The organism is Microbacterium horticulturae, from assembly GCF_029094505.1.
In the GTDB taxonomy this organism is placed as follows: Bacteria; Actinomycetota; Actinomycetes; order Actinomycetales; family Microbacteriaceae; genus Microbacterium; species Microbacterium horticulturae.
The window spans coordinates 3,462,670-3,478,742 of record NZ_CP119108.1; the positions used below are offsets into that span (position 1 = coordinate 3,462,670).

The following is a 16,073-nucleotide window of genomic DNA, read 5'->3' on the forward strand; positions in this document are numbered from 1 at the left end:
TCCGCGCCCTATGCTGAGCCGCATCAAGGGTTACGCGCCGGCGCGGACCCGCGACAAACCGTCGACGGTCTGATCGCCTGCGCACCACATAAGGGGGGCACGATGAGGGCACAGAATGCACGACGGGTCCGCGGAAGGCGCGGCATGCGCATCGCCTCGATCGCGATGGTCGCCGCATCGGCGGCGCTGGTGCTGGGCGCATGCTCGGGGGGCGGCTCGAGCAACGATGGCGCCAAGACGCTGAAGATCACCTACGAGAAGTCCGACTCGTTCACCGTCATGGACACACTCATGAAGAAGGTGAAGACAGAGTTCGAGGCCAAGCACAAGAACGTGACGGTCGACCTGCAGCCGATCACCGCCGACGACACCGACTACAGCACCAAGCTCGCGCTCTCGCTGCGCGCGGCATCGACGGCGCCCGACGTGTTCTACGAAGACACGTTCCGGGTGAAGGGCGATATCGAAGCCGGCTACCTCTACAAGCTCGACGATCACCTCTCTTCGTGGAGCGACTGGTCGCAGTACATCGACAGCGCCAAGGCCGCCGGCCAGGGCGACGACGGCGGCCACTACGCGATTCCGCTCGGCGCCGACACCAGGGTCATCTGGTACAGCAAGCCGGTGCTCAAGGCCGCGGGAATCTCCGTTCCCTGGGCGCCGAAGACCTGGCAGGACATTTTGGATGCCGCGGCCAAGATCAAGGCGGCCGAGCCCGACGTGGTGCCCTTCACGATGTACGCCGGCACCGGAACCGGCGAGGGCACCGTGATGCAGAGCTTCTACGAGCTGCTCTACGGAACGGGCGACGGCCAGGGCCTCTACGACGCCGATTCGGGCAAGTGGATCGTCGGATCGCAGGGCTTCGTCGACTCGCTGAAGTTCCTGCAGACGCTGTACGAGAAGAAGTACGCGGTCACTCCCGCCGAGGCGCTCGACGCGAACGTCTGGAAGACCGTCGTCGGCGACCTCTTCCCGAAAGACAAGGTGGGCGGCACCGTCGAGGGTTCGTACGCGCCGTCGTTCTGGGAGGACGGTGGACCGTACCCGTGGGCCGACTACGCCGAGAAGGTCGGCGCGACCCCGTTCCCGACCCAGAACGGGCAGGCGCCCGGCGGCGTGAGCATGTCGGGCGGCTGGACGCTGGCGATGAGCGCGAAGACGAAGAACGCCGACCTCGCATTCGAGTTCATGACCACGGCCCTGAACCGCGAGAACGCGCTCTGGTACGACACCACGAACGCGAAGATCGCGGTCCGCAAGGATGTGGCATCCGACCCCTCCTACCTGAAGGCGAACCCCTTCATGAAGGAGGTCTCGGACGTGCTCGAGTTCAGCCACTACCGGCCGGCCAACGGCGTGTATCCGAAGATCTCGTCGGCCGCGCAAGAGGCCACCGGTGACGTGATCACGGGCAAGAAGACGCCGCAGCAGGCCGCGGCCGATTACGACGCCGCGGTGAAGCAGATCGTCGGAGCCGACAAGACGATCGCGAAGTAGAACGTGACCACCGAGATCGCGCCCGCGGCCCTCACCAGCCGCGGGCGCGGCCCCGGCGACAGCCGCCGACGCATGCGGTCACTGTTGCGCGCGCTGCCGCTGCTGCCCAGCGTGCTGCTGCTGCTCGCGTTTCTCGCCGGACCCGTCATCTGGGCGTTCTACGGCTCACTGACGAACGCGGCGCTGACCGGCCCCGGCGCGCTGTCGCCCGACTTCGTCGGGCTCGACAACTTCGTGCGGCTGTTCACCGACCCGACGTTCCCGAAGTCGCTTCTGCTGACCGTGGTGTTCGTGGTCGCCTCGGCCATCGTCGGTCAGAACGTGCTGGGCATGTGGATCGCCGTGCTGCAGCTGCGCGCGAATCGCGTGGTCAGCGCCATCACCAGCACCCTGGTGGTCGCGGCGTGGGTGCTGCCCGAGATCGTCGCCGGGTTCATCTGTTATGCCTACTTCTCGAAGGACGGCACGCTCAACCAGATCCTCGCCGGCCTCGGACTGACCGGGCCGAACTGGCTCTACAGCTACCCGATGCTCGCGATCATCCTCGCCAACATCTGGCGCGGCACCGCCTTCTCGATGATGATCTACCAGGCGGCGCTCAACGACGTGCCGCCCGAGATCACCGAGGCCGCAATGATCGACGGGGCGAGCGGCAGCCAGCGGTTCTTTCTGGTGACGCTGCCGATGATTCGCACCTCGGTGTCGACGAACCTCATGCTCATCACGCTGCAGACGCTCGCCGCCTTCACGCTCATCTGGGTGATGACCGCCGGCGGACCGGGCGACGACTCCAGCACCCTCCCGGTGCTCGCCTACCGCGAGGCGTTCCAGTTCGGCGACATCGGCTACGGCACCGCGATCGCCGCCGTGATGATCGTCATCGGCGCCGTGTTCTCGATCTTCTACGTCGCGCTGCTGCGCGAACGCCCCACGCCGAAGCCCGCCGAGGGGCCCAGGCCGCGGCATCCCGCCCCCGAACGGGAGGCGGCGTCATGACCACGACCGTTCCGTCGAGAGTGGATGCCGCGCCCCGCGCCCCGCGGAGTGTCGCCTCGCCGCGCCGAATCGTCTCGCAGGTCTACGCGAACGGGGTGCTCGCGATCGTCGCACTGTGCTTTCTGCTGCCGCTCGCGTGGGTGCTGCTGGCCTCGGTCGATGCGCACGCGGGCTTCGAGACGCAGCTGCCGAAGACGTTCACGCTGTCGAACTTCAGCGCCGTACTGAAGCCCGACCTGACACTCGTGCCGCTGTGGAACAGCCTGCTGCTGTCGACCGGCGCCGCCGTCGTCACCGTGGTGGTCGCGGTGCTGGCGGCATATCCGCTGTCGCGCTACCAGGCGCGGTACAACAAGCCGTACTTGTACACGATCCTGTTCGGCACGTGCCTGCCGATCACCGCGATCATGGTGCCGGTCTACAGCCTGTTCGTGCAGGTGAATCTGCTCGACTCGATGGCCGGCGTGATCTTCTTCATGGCCGCGACATCGCTGCCGATGGCCATCTGGATGACGAAGAACTTCATGGACTCGGTGCCCATCAGCCTCGAGGAGGCCGCCTGGATCGACGGGGCCTCGGCCATGTCGGCGCTGGGACGCGTGGTCGTGCCGCTCATGCGCCCCGGGCTGAGCGTGGTGTTCATCTTCGTGTTCATCCAGGCGTGGGGCAACTTCTTCGTCCCGTTCATCCTGCTACTCGACCCGGCCAAGCAACCAGCCGCGGTGAGCATCTACTCGTTCTTCGGACAGTACGGAGCCATCGCGTACGGGCAGCTTGCCGCGTTCTCGATCTTGTACTCGGTGCCGGTCATCGTGCTGTACGTGCTCGTGTCGCGGGGCATCGGCGGATCGTTCGCTATGACGGGGGCTATGAAGGGGTGAGGGCGCGCGGGGCGGTGTGCGCGCTTCGGGGCGGGCGCGGGCAACCGCTCCCCTACGTCACGGCCATGCGTGTGAGGCTGCGCGCGTAGTCCTCCTTCAGCACACGCAGGTGGAACCACGACTCGGTCGCGGCGACGCCGGGCAGAGCGCGCAGGCGCTCCAGATCGGCGAACAGGTCACCCGCGGTCGGCTCGACGAGGGTCGCGACCACATCGAACCTGCCCACCGTGCGGGCCGCGAAATCGACGCACGGCCAGGCTTCCAAAGCCGCGACGGCCGCCTCGTCGTCAGAGAGGGTCAGCCCAATGCCGAGGGACAGCTGGCGGCGCGCGGCTCCACGGGCCTCGACAGCACTGATCCGGATGACCCCCGCATCGATCAGGCGCTGCACGCGGGTGGCCACGGCCGACGGAGACAGGCGGACGAGCTCGCCGAGCGCCCGGTAGCTGCGACGGCCATCGCGCTGGAGCTCTTCGATGAGCGCCCGGTCGGTGTGATCGAGGGTGATCTCACCGCGAAAGTGCGACATGAAGAACCCCTTGATGACTGACTCGTAGATGAGCGTATTGACCTCGGCCACACCCGGGATGTCACGAATCAGCGCGGTCATGGCCCGCAGCCGCGCCATCGAGCCGACGCGCACCTCGGCGATGAGGTCGTAGATGCCCCCGATGCCCGAGACGAGCACGGTCTGCTCGAACGCCCGCAGCCGCTCGGCGATAGCCTCCACCTCGCCGTCCGCACGGATCGAAACATGAGCGAGAACATGTTGCCCGAGAAAACCGGGGTCGACTGCCGCGACCACGCGCACAGTGCCGTCGCGCAACAGCGCTGAGAGCCGCGTCGACACCGCGGCCCGGGGCCGCCGCATGACAGCGGCGAGCTCTTGGATGCTTGCCCGGCCGTCCACCTGCAACGCCCGGATCAGCTCGGTGTCGAAGTCCATCTCACGCTCCTTGGGAGAGATTCCCGCACATGCGCGCTCGACCGTACAGAACATCGGCGCAACGACGTCTATAGAACACAGAGTACTCAGACTGCGAGCAGGACGGTACAGAACAACAGCTAGAAGGCTACTCTGCTGGAGTTGTTCACTGGACCGGCCCCGGCATGCGGGTCTAGCATCCAACGCAACCCAGCACCCCGCAAAGGAGCGGTCATGTCCACGCCTTCCGTCCATACCCGCGCACGCCGAGCCGGCATCGCCGCGTTCGTCGGCACCACAATCGAGTGGTACGACTTCTACGTCTATGCGACCGCCGCCGCACTCGTCCTCGGCCCACTGTTCTTCCCCAGCTCCGACCCTGTCGCCGAGACCGCGTCGGCCTTCGCCACGTTCGCGGTCGCGTTCATCGTCCGCCCCTTCGGCGGCATCCTGTTCGGGCACATCGGCGACAAGCTCGGCCGACGCCTCTCACTGGTGATCACCCTGCTCGCCATGGGTACGGCAACAGTGCTCGTCGGCGTGCTGCCCACCTACGGATCGATCGGTATCTGGGCGCCGATCCTGCTGGTCACCCTGCGTGCCGTACAGGGGCTGGCCGTCGGCGGCGAGTGGGGCGGAGCGGCGCTCATGAGCGTCGAAAGCGCGCCCGAGAAGCATAAGACCTTCTACGGCGGCTTCACCCAGCTGGGCAACCCAGCGGGCGCACTGCTGGCCTCGGGCATTTTCGCGATCATGTCGCGCTTCGGCGACGACTTCATCATGAACGGCGGGTGGCGCATCCCGTTCCTCCTGTCGATCGTGCTGATCGCTGTCGGTATCTGGGTGCGGTATCGGGTAGAAGAAACCGAGGTCTTCGAGAAAAAGGTCGAAGGCCGTAAGCAGTCGATGCCCCTGGCCTTCGCACTGCGCGTGAACTGGAAGCCGATCCTGCTCGGCATCGGCCTGCTGCCCATCTCGACCGGCGGCTACTACCTGGCCACCACCTTCGCGACGGCATACGCCGTGGGTGAGCCCATCAAGCTCAATGAGAGCGTGATCCTGGATGCCATGACCATCGCATCCTTCGTGGAGTTCCTGGTCACCCTGCCCGTTGCATGGCTGGGCGACAAGTGGGGCCGAAAGACCGTCATGTACCTCGGCCTGGTGACCTCGGTGCTCGTGTTCGCCCCGTTCCTGCTGGTGATGCCCGGGCGCATCGAGCCACTCATCTTCTTGTTCGCATCGCTGATCCGCGTCACAATGAGCGCCACCTACGCGCCGCTGGCGACGATCCTCACGCAGATGTTCCGTCCGCAGGCCCGCTACACCTCCGTCGCGCTCGCGTACGGTGTCGGCGCCGCGATCTGGGCCGGGTTCTCACCGTGGTTCGCCACCCAGCTGGTCGCCTGGACCGGCAGCATCTGGTCGGTGATCGCACTGTTCACCGCGATGGCCATCCTCGCGATCTTCTGCACGAAGTTCGCCCCGCAGCACTCCGACGAGGCACCGGTGACCGACACGTTCATCCCCCGCACCGACACGACAACCGCCCGCACCGTTCGAGGACGCCGCTGATGCGCGCCCTGGTCCCCTTCGACACCCCCGCCCAGCGGACGCCGCGCATCATCACGGCACGGCTGATCCGCACGGTCGACGATGCCGTGTCGACGGCGAGCGCGATGCTCATCGACGCGGGCCGGATCCTCACCGTCGGCACCGTCGAGGAGTGCCGGGATGCCGCATCCGCTCGCCGGCTCGACGCTGAAGAGGTCGATCTCGGCGACGCGGTGGTCGTACCCGGCTTCATCGACCCGCACAGCCATCCGCTCATGTACGGCCAGATGATGACCTGGGTCGACTGCGGCCCCGAGAAGGCCGGGTCGATCCCCGAGATCGTCGCCCTCCTGAAGGCGGCTGCGGCCGAACTGCCCGCCGATCGCCCCGTGCGCGGGTACGGCTACGAGCAGCGCAACCTCGCCGAGAAGCGGCATCCCACCCGCTTCGAACTCGATGAGGTGGCCACCGATCGCGAGGTGTACCTCATGAACGCGTCGGGGCACGGCGGGGTCGTGAACTCGCACACGCTCGAGATCAACGGCGTCGACCGCGACACCCTCAACCCCGAGGGCGGGGAGTTCTTCCGCGACACCGACGGCGAGCTGACCGGCGAGCTGTCGGATGCTGCCTGCAACATCCTCACCGGAGTGCACGGGGTGAAGATCGGGCATCACGGCCCGAATTTCCATCTCGCCGACGAGCCGGCCGAGCATCTTCGACAGTTGGATGCCGCGACCCGCCGCTTTCTCGCGGGCGGCGTTACGGCGCTCGGCGACTGTCAGGTCACCCGCCGCGAATTCGACATGTACCTGCGGCTGGCTGAGAAGGACGGGCTGCCGCTGCGCGTGTCGATGTACCTGCTCTCGCACCTGCTCGACGAGGCCCTTGAGATGGGCCTGGTCGGCCAGTTCGGCAACGCGTACCTGAGCTTCGCCGGCATCAAGCTCTACGCCGATGGCACGCTCGGAGGGTGGACCGCGTACTTCCCCGACGGGTACGTCGGGGATCCCTGCCGCACGGGGCAGCTCTACCACGAGCCCGCCGAGTACACCGAGCTCATTCGCAAGGCGCACGCCGCGGGACTGCAGACCGCCACGCACGCGCAGTCGCCGACCGCGATCGAGATGGTGGTGTCGGCGATCGAGCAGGCGTTGGTCGACCGGCCGGACGACGACGCGCGACACCGCATCGAGCACTGCGGGTTGCCGACACCCGAGCAGATCACGCGGATGGCGGCCGCCGGCATCCGCCCCGTCAACCAGACCCAGCACTACTACAACTGGGGCGAGGGCGTCGAAGAGGCCATCGGCACCCCGGGCGAGCGCTTCAACCCGCTTGGCGAATTCGCGGCGGCGGGCGTGCCGATCACGCTGTCGTCGGACGCGCCTGTCGCCGAACCGATCCCGCTCGAGGCGATCCAGACCGCGGTGACCCGCGTGACCCGCCGGGGGCACAAGCTCGGTCCGGCCTCGCTGCGCATCTCGGCCGAGGCAGCGCTTCGCGCGCACACCTACGAGGGTGCCGTCTCACTCGGGCGCGAGCGCGACCTCGGCTCACTCGCGGTCGGTAAGTGCGCCGACTTCGCCGTGCTCTCCGACGACCCGGTGACGGTGCCCGGCGACGAGATCGCGGCCATCCGGGTGCTGCAGACCTGGGTCGGCGGCGAACGGCGGTACGAAGGATCATGACCGAATTCGACGACACCGCCGGACGCGCCGTGCTGCAGACGTTGCGCGCGTACGGCATCACCACGATCTTCGGCATTCCCGGCACGCACAACCTCGAGCTGTATCGACCGCTGGTCTCCCTCGGCATTCGGGCAGTCACGACCCGCCACGAGCAGGGCGCCGGCTACGCGGCCGACGGGTGGGCACAGCAGACGGGACTGCCCGGTGTCGTCATCACCACCTCCGGGCCCGGGCTGCAGAACGCCATGAGTGCCGTCGGCACCGCCTACTGCGAGTCGCGCCCGATGATCGTGCTGTCGCCGGGACCGGCGACAGGCGACGAGTTCACCGATCGCGGCACACTACATGAGACGAAGGATGCCACGGCCATGGCCGGCGCTGTGGCGCTCTGGTCGCGCCGCGTGGCTTCTGCCGCCGAGGCCGTGCAGGCCGTGCACGACGCGTTCGAGCTGTTCCGCACGGGACGCCCGCGTCCGGTGCACATCGAGATCCCGCTCGACGTTCTCGAGGCCCCGGCCGAGGTGCCGGAGAGCGACCGGGAGGCGCGACCCGCGGGCGAACCCGCTGCCGGCGACGCCGCGCTGATCGCACACGCGGCGTCACTGGCCGCGACCGCCGACCATCCCGTGATCATCGCCGGTGGCGGCGCGACCGGCGCGAGCTACGAAGTCACTGCGCTCGCGGCGCGGCTGGGAGCCCCGGTGATCACGACGCTGAACGGCAAGGGCACCGTCGATGAGCGCCACCCGCTCTCGCTCGGATCGAATCTGCGCCTGGCGTCCGCCCGTGCTGTGGCAGAGTCATCCGATCTGCTCATCGTCATCGGCTCCAAGCTGGGCGAGGCCGAGCTGTGGGCGTCCGCGCTCCACCCGCACGGGGATGTGATCCGGGTGGATGTCGCATCCGAGCAGCTGCAGAAGAACCTCGCCGCGGCTGTGGCGATTCGGGGGGATTCCGCGGCCGTGGTCGGCCGACTGGTGGCGGCACTGCCGCGCGACGCACGGCCCGCGCCCGCCCTCGCGGAGGTGCGCGCACAGATCGCCGCCGAGATCACCGACGCGCTGCCTGACACCACGGCCCTCGGCGAGCGGATCGTCGACGCGCTGCCGGCCAATGCGATCGTCGCGGGCGACTCATCGCAGATCGTCTACATGGCCGTTGCCAATCAGCTGCAGGCGGCCGTGCCGCACACGCTGCTGTACACCCCGACCTACGCGACGCTCGGCTACGGGCTGCCTGCGGCCATCGGCGCGCGCATCGCCGATCCGTCGCGCCCGGTCGTCACGGTGATCGGAGACGGAGCGCTCATGTTCTGTCTGAACGAGTTCATCACCGCCGTCGAGCAGCAGCTGGATCTCACGGTGGTGTGTGTTGACAACGGGGGCTACGCCGAGATCAAGCAGAACGAAGTGGACCGCGGCATCCACCCCATCGGTGTCGATCTCGTGCAGCCCGACTGGCCGGCGCTCGCGAACGCGTTCGGCGCGACCGGCACAGCGGTGAGTGCCGCGGGCGATGTCGTCGGGGCCGTTCAGGCCGCCGTCGCGGCCGGGGGCGTGCAGCTTGTGCATATCCGACAGGAGGAGATCCATCATGAGTGAACCGATCGGCCCGGTCGACGCGTCGGCGAGCCCCCGCTACGCGGGCATCGCGACGTTCGCCCGGCTGCCCCGCATCGAAGACGTGCCGTCGGCCGACATCGCGGTCGTCGGTGTGCCGTTCGACAGCGGTGTCAGCTACCGTCCGGGCGCGCGCTTCGGCCCATCGCACGTGCGCGAGTCGTCGCGGCTGCTGCGTCCGTACAACCCCGCGCAGGACGTATCGCCGTTCGCGCTGGCGCAGATCGTCGATGCCGGCGACATCCCGGTGAATCCGTTCAACATCACCGAGGCCGTCGAGGAGGTCGAGCGTGCCGTGGACGCCCTGCACGAGCGGGCGCAGCGGGTCATCACAATCGGCGGCGACCACACCATCGCGTTGCCGCTCCTGCGCTCGGCCGCCAAGCGGCACGGGCCGGTCGCCGTGCTTCACTTCGACGCACATCTTGACACGTGGGACACCTACTTCGGCGCGCCCGTGACGCACGGCACACCGTTCCGGCGGGCGTCGGAGGAGGGGCTCATCGACCTCACCGCGAGCTGCCATGTCGGCACGCGCGGACCGCTCTACTCGAAGCAGGACCTGCTCGACGACGAGCGCCTCGGCTTCTCGATCGTCTCGAGCGAGTACATCGAAGAGGCCGGGGTCGCTGCGGCCATCGACCGGATGCGGGGTCGGCTCGGCGACAAGCCGGTGTACGTCTCGATCGACATCGACGTGCTCGACCCGGCCCATGCGCCCGGGACCGGCACCCCCGAGGCCGGCGGGATGACCAGCCGTGAGCTGCTGCGGATGCTCCGGGCCCTGAGCGACCTGAACGTCGTGGGCGCGGACGTGGTCGAGGTCGCCCCGGCGTACGACCACGCGCAGGTCACCGGCATCGCCGCAAGCCACGTGATGTACGAGCTGATGTCGCTGCTGGCCACGCAGGTTTCTCGATAGAGGAGTGGATGCCGCGGGCCGGCGCCGGAGATGCGTCAGGCCGCGACATCCGCCCCTCACACGTCGCGGAGGTGCACCCGCTCGCCGTCGCGCGACATGAGGTGCAGGATCTCAGCGGGGCCGGACCCGGCGGAGGCGGTTCCGTGCGGGATGAGCGTGTCGAACTCGACCGCCTCACCCGCCTCGATGATGTGCTCGTCGTCGCCGAGCGCGAGGCGCACCCGTCCCGAGAGCACGAAGAACCAGTCGAACCCGGCGTGCACGCGCTGCTCGACACGGTGCTTCGCAGGCGCTGCCGGCACCGTCACCTTGAAGGCAGTCGGGCCGTCACCGTGCCGTGACAGAGCGACCCAGGTGCGTCCGTGCCGGGTGATCGGAGTGCCGTGCACGCGCGGATCGCGGCTGGTCTCAACGCCGACGAGCGCATCGAGACCCACGTCGAACACCGTCGCGATCGGCAAGAGCAGATCGAGACTGGCGCGCCTCTCGCCCGCTTCGAGCCGCGAGAGAGTGCTCACCGAGATGCCGGTGCGCTCTGACAGCTCCGTGAGCGTGAAGTCGTGGCGCATGCGCAAAGCGCGCAGCCGCGCGCCGACCGCATCGATCATTCCCGACACATCGATCGCCGTCATGGCCCGCTCTCCTTTGCTGTTTCAGCAAGGATAGTTGCTTGTACCGACGCCGGCGCCGCAGAGTACCGTCATGACGGATATTCACGACGTGATCATTCTCGGCGGCGGCAGTGCCGGACTCAGCGCTGCCCTCCAACTTGGGCGTCTGCACTTCTCGGTGCTGGTGCTCGACAACGACGCACCGCGCAATCGATTCGCCGGCCACATGCACGGAGTGCTGGGTCGCGACCACACTTCACCTCTCGACTTGCTCGCCGACGGGCGCCGAGAGCTGGCCCGATACGACGTCGAGGTGCAGCGGGGTGCGGCATCCGCCGCCTCACGCGAGGGCGACGTCTTCGCGATCACGACGGAAGGTGGTGGGATGCTGCGAGCCCGGCGCTTGCTCGTGACCAGCGGTGCGCGCGACGAGCTGCCCGATGTGCCGGGTCTCGCCGAACGCTGGGGGCGCGGAGTACACCACTGCCCGTTCTGCGACGGGTGGGAGCAGCGCGATTCGCGTATCGCCGTGCTCGCCGAGACCGCGGACTCACTGCATCAGGTCAGGATGCTGCGGCGATTGAGCGGCAGCGTCACGGTGCTCTCGAATGGGCACGCACCCATCGAATCCTCGCAGCTGTCGGAGCTCGGCGTGGGGCTCGACGACCGTCGCCTCGGCCGGGTGCTCACGACCGACGACGGTGTCGCGGGGGCCGAATTCGTCGACGGGGAGCGCATCGAGTTCGACGCGATCTTCGTCGCCCCGCGCGTGACGCCGCGTGATGAGGTGCTCGTCGCCCTCGACGCGGAACGGGTGGAAGCGTTCGGAGGCACCTGGGTCGGCGTCGACGCGATGGGCCGAACGAGCGTTCCGGGGCTCTGGGCCGCGGGCAATGTGGTCAACCCGATGCTCAGCGTCGCGGCTTCCGTGGCCGCCGGCGCCACCGCCGGGTACGGTCTGGTGGGCGAGCTGCTATAGACGGCAGGCTGTGCGGGCGGGGTGGGCCGCGGCATCCACTCGTCGCTCCGTGTCGCGGGCCGACTCAGACGCGGGATGAGGGGACCGGTGATGTCGGAGGTATGTTCGATACTCTGTTCATGGAGCAGAACAGCCTCTTTGAAGCAGAATCGATTGTCCACGAGTTCGCCGCAGCTCTCACCGCCCCGCACGATCGCGAGTGCCTCCCGTGCTACCTCGACCGCGTGTTGCACGACGCGCAGTGCGACGGCACCCTGCGCTTCGCGAGCGCCTATCGCGACGCGGTGGCGCCGCGGGCGACCGGGCTTGAGCGGCGGATGCACGAGGGAGGTGGATGCTGCGACTGCGAGATTCTCATGAACGTATACCTCGCCAAGTCCGACACTGTCACGCCGTGCCCCGGCGTGCGGCGAGGGTCCACCCAGCCGTGCGGTCTCTGGCACCGTCGCCGACGCGGCGACGGGTGGTGGTGAGTTCTCCGCAGAGTGAATGGTGCAACCATCCGCTGCACGATTCGCGGGAGGTGCGCTGACCGAGCCGAACCAGTTCATTCGTCCCAGCGAATGACCCCCGCGACAATCTTCTCGGCGTGTTCGACGGCCGCGGCGAGCGTCGAAAAGGCGATGGAGTCGGGCTTCGGTTTCTTGGTACCTGCGCCCTCAAGACGCACGTAGTAGAGCAGCCGGTCGGCGCCGAAGAAGAGCGTGGGCATCTGCCCCTTCTCGAGCGTGCCCTCCAGCGCCGCGAGCTCGTACCAGTAGTCGTAGGGCATTCCGGTGATGTCGACCGAGCGGCTGGTGCCGTCGGCGTCGGTCCAGGTGCCGCTGCGCAGAATCTTCACATGTACCAGGATGCCGCGGGGAGCTCGCATCCACCGACCGAGCGGTCTCACGAAGACGGGTCGCGCCGCGGAACCCGTCGGGCCGCGGCATCCATCCCATCCGCATGCACAGCGTCGGGGATTCTCCACGACATGCCGGGGCGGGATGCCGCCGCGCGGCGGGTCGGCACGAATCCCCTACCGTGTGCACGTCCGTAGCCGACGAACGCGCACGACCGGCCGTCGTCTCCAGCCTCCGGCCCTCGCACTGGGGACTAGGTACGACCTCGCGAAACCAGGTGCGACCTCGCGGAAACGCGTACGACCTCGCGGGGAGGGGGTGGGCTCAACCCACCTTGACCCACGGGCCCCAGAGGGCGCCGGGGGCCTCGTTGCGGGTGTACCAGCGCGCCTCGAACCTCGACCCCTGGTACTCCACGACGTCGCCGGCATGGAAGGCCCGCGACGGCGTCCACAGTGCGGTGCCGTCAGAGGCCGTGGCCATCTCCTGCCACGGACCCCAGACGTCGCCCGGCTTTTGGTTGCGCGTGTAGTAGAGCGCCTCCCACGTGCGACCATCAAAGGTCACGGTGTCGCCCGCGTGGAAGATGCGCGACGGCGTCCAGACGGCGGCTCCATCGGGCCCGGTGACGATCTGCTCCCACGCACCCCACGGGTCGCCGGGCTTCTGGCCCTTGGTGTGCCACAGGGCCCGCCACTCCGACCCGTCGTACATCACGCGATCGCCCTTGTCATAGACGGTCGATGCGCTCCAGTCGGCGCGCCCGGGCAGGGTCAGCCCGACCACGACGGGGTCATGGTCGGAGGCCGCGAACGGGTCGGACGCGTCGAACAGCTGCCGCACGTTGTAGTTGTAGCGGCTGTACGCGTACGCGACCGATTCCTGCGCGTTGATCTGCCACACGTCGGCGCCGGTCACCATCTTGAGAGCGGCCGCGTTGGCCAGCACGTGGTCGAGCGAGCCGGCCAGGCTGTTGTAGGAGTAGGTGGCCTCGGTCGGGTCGAACGCGCTGCCCAGGTCGGTGTAGCCGGCGTCGTAGAGCGCCTCCATCGGGTCTTCATGCGTGTATGCGTTGAAGTCGCCGAGCAGGAACACCTTGTCGGTACCCGCCTTCGCCGCCGCCTCATCGGCGAACGCTGCGAGGTCTTGCGCCTCGTGCACGCGCGTGCAGTTGAACGCGCCCTGGTCGTACGCCGGGTCGGTGTTCTCGGCGTCGCCGCCGTTGGGGCAGTCGTTGAAGAGTCCGTCGGCGTCGGCGCCCTTCGACTTGAAGTGGTTCGCGATGACCACGAACGAGTCGTCGGCGCCCAGCCCCTTCTTGGCGAACGCTTGCGCCAGCGGCTCGCGCGCGATCGAGAACGACTGGCCCGCCTCCGACTTGTCGGCGAGCACCTGCGAGGCGCCCAGTGGGGTGACGTCGGCCGGCTTGTAGATGATCGCAGTGCGAATCACGTCCTGCTGAGCGAGTGCCGGCAGCGCCGACGCGTCGGGCGAAGGCACGTACGCCCAAACGCTCGATCCCGCGGCGGCGTTCAACGCGTCAACGAGGCCCGCCAGCGCGGCATCCCGATCCTGACCGAACTTGGCGGAGTTCTCGATCTCTTCCAGCGAGACGATGCTCGCGTCGAGCCGGGTGATGCCCGTCACGATCTTGGCCTGCTGGCGCGCGAAGCTCTCGGCGGTCGCAGCGCCGCGCGGGCCGGAGTTGCCGTCTGCGTCAGAGCAGCGGTCGTCGCCGATCCTGTTGCCCTCGCGGTCGGTGTACCAGGTGCAGGTGCCCAGTCCCTGCGCCACGTAGTCTTCGCCGGTGAGGGCGAAGTAGTTCTCGACGTTGAAAGTCGCGAGCCGGATGCCGCTGCCCACGTCGGCCGGATGCTCGTTGAGCGCGCGTCGGTCAGAGAACGTCGCGACGTCCGTTCCCGCATCGGTGACCTGGTGCGTGGGCTGGAAGTTCCAGGTGTCGAACCGGTACTCGAGAATCACCCCGCCCGTGAAGGTGACGGCCGACCCCACGCTCGGGTGGTTCTCGGTCGTGAGCCACGGCACCGGGTCGCCGGTGTGCGTGCTGTACACGGCGTAGTTCCACGTCGAGCCGTCGTCGAGCGTGATGGCGCGGCGGGCGTTGTCGGCGGCCGCGGCCTTGGCCGCATCACTGCCCGCGGTGCCCGCATCGGTGGGCTGAACGAGCGGGGTGGTGCCGGCGGCGAGCACGAATGAGCCGTAGTAGTTGGTGTCGTAGTTGTCAGACACGGTGTAGTCGCCTTGCGGCGCGAGCAGCTCACCCTCGTGCGCCTCGCGCTCAGCCGCGGTGTCGAGCTGGTCCCACGGCAGCGCTGCGGGCGCGACGGCAGGCAGCGCGTCGTCGAGCGCGGTGACGGTCGGCGAGGTGATCTCGGTCGTGCCCTCATACTCCTGCACTTCGCCTGTCACGGTGACGCTGTCGCCGATCTGCACCTGCGCCGCCGACCGCGAGCCATAGACGAAGACCGCGTCAGAAGCACCGGGCGTGGCGTCCTTCGTCCCGCCCGTCCCGCCGGTCTGCAGGTAGAAGCCGTTGAAACCGCCGGTCGGGTACGCCGCGGTCACGACGCCCGTGGTGGTGACGGGCTGCTTGTTGTAGGGCGAGGTGTCGGTGTCGGTCCCCTGGATGTCGGCGATCTCCACCGTGGGCGTGGGGCCGACCACGTCGATGGTGAACGATGCCCTCGCGCTGGCGTCGTTCGCATCGGTCACCGTCACAGTCACCGGGGCGCTGCCCGCCTGCGTCGGCGCGCCCGAGATCACACCCGTGGCCGCGGCGATGGTGAGACCGGACGGCAGGCCGTCGGCCGTCCACGTCACCGGATCGGCTCCGCCCGTCTGCTCGAGGGTCAGCGAGAAAGCCTCGTCAACCGTGGCGTGCTGGGTGCCGGGGTCGGTGATCGCGATGGTCGGGATGCTGCCACCGCTGTTCTGCGGAGCGGGTGCGCCCTTGGTGAAATCGGTGGCGTTCTCGTCACTGTCGACGCCGTTGCTTCGCGCATCGGCGGTTGCGTTCGAAAGGCCCGGCGCCGGAGCATCGCCCTCGAAGTCGTTCGCGCCACCGAAGCCCACGAAATCCACCACCGCGTCGGTGCCTGCGCAGGTAGCGCCGCACGTCAGGGCTGTGCTCGACGAAACCAGTGCGACCTTGCCCTGCGTGCCTGACATCGCCAGGGTCCCGGTCGCGTCGGGCGCCGGCAACGCGTCGGTGCCGCCCACACCTTTGGCCTCTTGCACGAGGTAGTGACCCTTGCTCGGGATGCTGCCGCTCAGCTTCGTCGGCGTCCAGCTCGTGCCCGTGGCCGAGGCGTACTGCACGCTCCATCCCTCGAGACTGATCGCCGCGTCGGTCGGGTTGTACAGCTCGATGAAGTCGTTCGTGTAGGTGGCTCCGGAGTTGCCGCCACCTCCGTAGACCTCACTGATCACGACGTTCGTGCCGCCGGTATCGGCCGTGGCCGGGGCGGCCAGGGCGAGGGTCGTGGCGGCGGCCGTGATCAGACAGACGGCGGCGGTGGCGATGCGATTCATT

The 16,073-nt window shown here is 68.3% G+C and carries 13 protein-coding genes; 9 read left to right on the top strand and 4 right to left on the bottom strand.

Annotation, left to right across the window (positions count from 1 at the left end):
* The first annotated feature begins 144 nt into the window (after positions 1–144).
* From PU630_RS16440 to PU630_RS16450, 3 genes are read left to right on the top strand one after another with little or no spacing between them, the layout of a single operon-like run.
* Positions 145–1,500 carry an extracellular solute-binding protein gene (locus PU630_RS16440; protein ID WP_275278134.1) on the top strand — a complete coding sequence of 452 codons (1,356 nt, stop codon included), beginning with the start codon at positions 145–147 and terminating at the stop codon, positions 1,498–1,500.
* A gap of 3 nt (positions 1,501–1,503) precedes the next feature.
* Positions 1,504–2,496, top strand: a complete 993-nt coding sequence (locus PU630_RS16445; RefSeq protein ID WP_428981967.1) for a carbohydrate ABC transporter permease — start codon at positions 1,504–1,506, stop codon at positions 2,494–2,496.
* On the top strand, positions 2,493–3,377 hold the full coding sequence (locus PU630_RS16450) for a carbohydrate ABC transporter permease (RefSeq protein ID WP_275278135.1): 885 nt from the start codon (positions 2,493–2,495) through the stop codon (positions 3,375–3,377). Before PU630_RS16445 ends, PU630_RS16450 begins: the two co-directional genes overlap by 4 nt.
* 52 nt (positions 3,378–3,429) lie before the next feature.
* Here the strand turns inward: PU630_RS16450 and PU630_RS16455 are convergent, their stop codons facing one another.
* Positions 3,430–4,323 (bottom strand): Lrp/AsnC family transcriptional regulator, encoded by an 894-nt coding sequence (locus PU630_RS16455; protein WP_275278136.1) that lies wholly within the window; start codon positions 4,321–4,323, stop codon positions 3,430–3,432.
* Between the two features lie 213 nt (positions 4,324–4,536).
* On the opposite strand from PU630_RS16455, the gene PU630_RS16460 reads away from it, so the two are divergent.
* The 4 genes from PU630_RS16460 to speB are packed head-to-tail and all read left to right on the top strand — an operon-like array spanning position 4,537 to position 10,088.
* Positions 4,537–5,877: an MFS transporter gene (locus PU630_RS16460; RefSeq protein WP_275278137.1), complete on the top strand. Its 1,341-nt coding sequence runs from the start codon at positions 4,537–4,539 to the stop codon at positions 5,875–5,877.
* Entirely contained in the window at positions 5,877–7,547 is a 1,671-nt protein-coding gene (locus PU630_RS16465) for an amidohydrolase (protein WP_275278138.1), read from the top strand. The genes PU630_RS16460 and PU630_RS16465 overlap by 1 nt, the downstream gene beginning before the upstream one ends.
* A complete protein-coding gene (locus PU630_RS16470) occupies positions 7,544–9,148 on the top strand; it encodes a thiamine pyrophosphate-binding protein (protein WP_275278139.1) in 1,605 nt (534 codons plus the stop codon). The genes PU630_RS16465 and PU630_RS16470 overlap by 4 nt, the downstream gene beginning before the upstream one ends.
* Entirely contained in the window at positions 9,141–10,088 is a 948-nt protein-coding gene (gene speB / locus PU630_RS16475; protein WP_275278140.1) for an agmatinase, read from the top strand. Before PU630_RS16470 ends, speB begins: the two co-directional genes overlap by 8 nt.
* Positions 10,089–10,144: 56 nt before the next feature.
* On the opposite strand, the gene PU630_RS16480 is transcribed toward speB, so the two are convergent.
* Positions 10,145–10,720, bottom strand: coding sequence for a helix-turn-helix domain-containing protein (locus tag PU630_RS16480; RefSeq protein WP_275278141.1), 576 nt, complete (start codon positions 10,718–10,720; stop codon positions 10,145–10,147).
* Positions 10,721–10,790: 70 nt separating this feature from the next.
* On the opposite strand from PU630_RS16480, the gene PU630_RS16485 reads away from it, so the two are divergent.
* Positions 10,791–11,678, top strand: a complete 888-nt coding sequence (locus PU630_RS16485; protein ID WP_275278142.1) for an NAD(P)/FAD-dependent oxidoreductase — start codon at positions 10,791–10,793, stop codon at positions 11,676–11,678.
* 119 nt (positions 11,679–11,797) lie between these two features.
* Positions 11,798–12,151, top strand: coding sequence for a DUF2695 domain-containing protein (locus PU630_RS16490; protein ID WP_275278143.1), 354 nt, complete (start codon positions 11,798–11,800; stop codon positions 12,149–12,151).
* 74 nt (positions 12,152–12,225) lie between these two features.
* Here the strand turns inward: PU630_RS16490 and PU630_RS16495 are convergent, their stop codons facing one another.
* Together PU630_RS16495 and PU630_RS16500 are read right to left on the bottom strand one after the other, a co-directional pair.
* Positions 12,226–12,519: a hypothetical protein gene (locus tag PU630_RS16495; RefSeq protein ID WP_275278144.1), complete on the bottom strand. Its 294-nt coding sequence runs from the start codon at positions 12,517–12,519 to the stop codon at positions 12,226–12,228.
* 325 nt (positions 12,520–12,844) lie between these two features.
* Entirely contained in the window at positions 12,845–16,072 is a 3,228-nt protein-coding gene (locus PU630_RS16500) for an ExeM/NucH family extracellular endonuclease (RefSeq protein ID WP_275278145.1), read from the bottom strand.
* Between the last annotated feature and the right edge of the window lies 1 nt (position 16,073).

Excerpts from the sequence above, each read along its gene's own strand:
- PU630_RS16440 (WP_275278134.1), top strand. The coding sequence starts at position 145 with ATGCGCATCGCCTCGATCGCGATGGTCGCCGCATCGGCGGCGCTGGTG.
- PU630_RS16450 (WP_275278135.1), top strand. The coding sequence starts at position 2,493 with ATGACCACGACCGTTCCGTCGAGAGTGGATGCCGCGCCCCGCGCCCCG.
- PU630_RS16455 (WP_275278136.1), bottom strand. The coding sequence starts at position 4,323 with ATGGACTTCGACACCGAGCTGATCCGGGCGTTGCAGGTGGACGGCCGG.
- PU630_RS16460 (WP_275278137.1), top strand. The coding sequence starts at position 4,537 with ATGTCCACGCCTTCCGTCCATACCCGCGCACGCCGAGCCGGCATCGCC.
- PU630_RS16465 (WP_275278138.1), top strand. The coding sequence starts at position 5,877 with ATGCGCGCCCTGGTCCCCTTCGACACCCCCGCCCAGCGGACGCCGCGC.
- PU630_RS16470 (WP_275278139.1), top strand. The coding sequence starts at position 7,544 with ATGACCGAATTCGACGACACCGCCGGACGCGCCGTGCTGCAGACGTTG.
- speB (WP_275278140.1), top strand. The coding sequence starts at position 9,141 with ATGAGTGAACCGATCGGCCCGGTCGACGCGTCGGCGAGCCCCCGCTAC.
- PU630_RS16480 (WP_275278141.1), bottom strand. The coding sequence starts at position 10,720 with ATGACGGCGATCGATGTGTCGGGAATGATCGATGCGGTCGGCGCGCGG.
- PU630_RS16485 (WP_275278142.1), top strand. The coding sequence starts at position 10,791 with ATGACGGATATTCACGACGTGATCATTCTCGGCGGCGGCAGTGCCGGA.
- PU630_RS16490 (WP_275278143.1), top strand. The coding sequence starts at position 11,798 with ATGGAGCAGAACAGCCTCTTTGAAGCAGAATCGATTGTCCACGAGTTC.
- PU630_RS16500 (WP_275278145.1), bottom strand. The coding sequence starts at position 16,072 with ATGAATCGCATCGCCACCGCCGCCGTCTGTCTGATCACGGCCGCCGCC.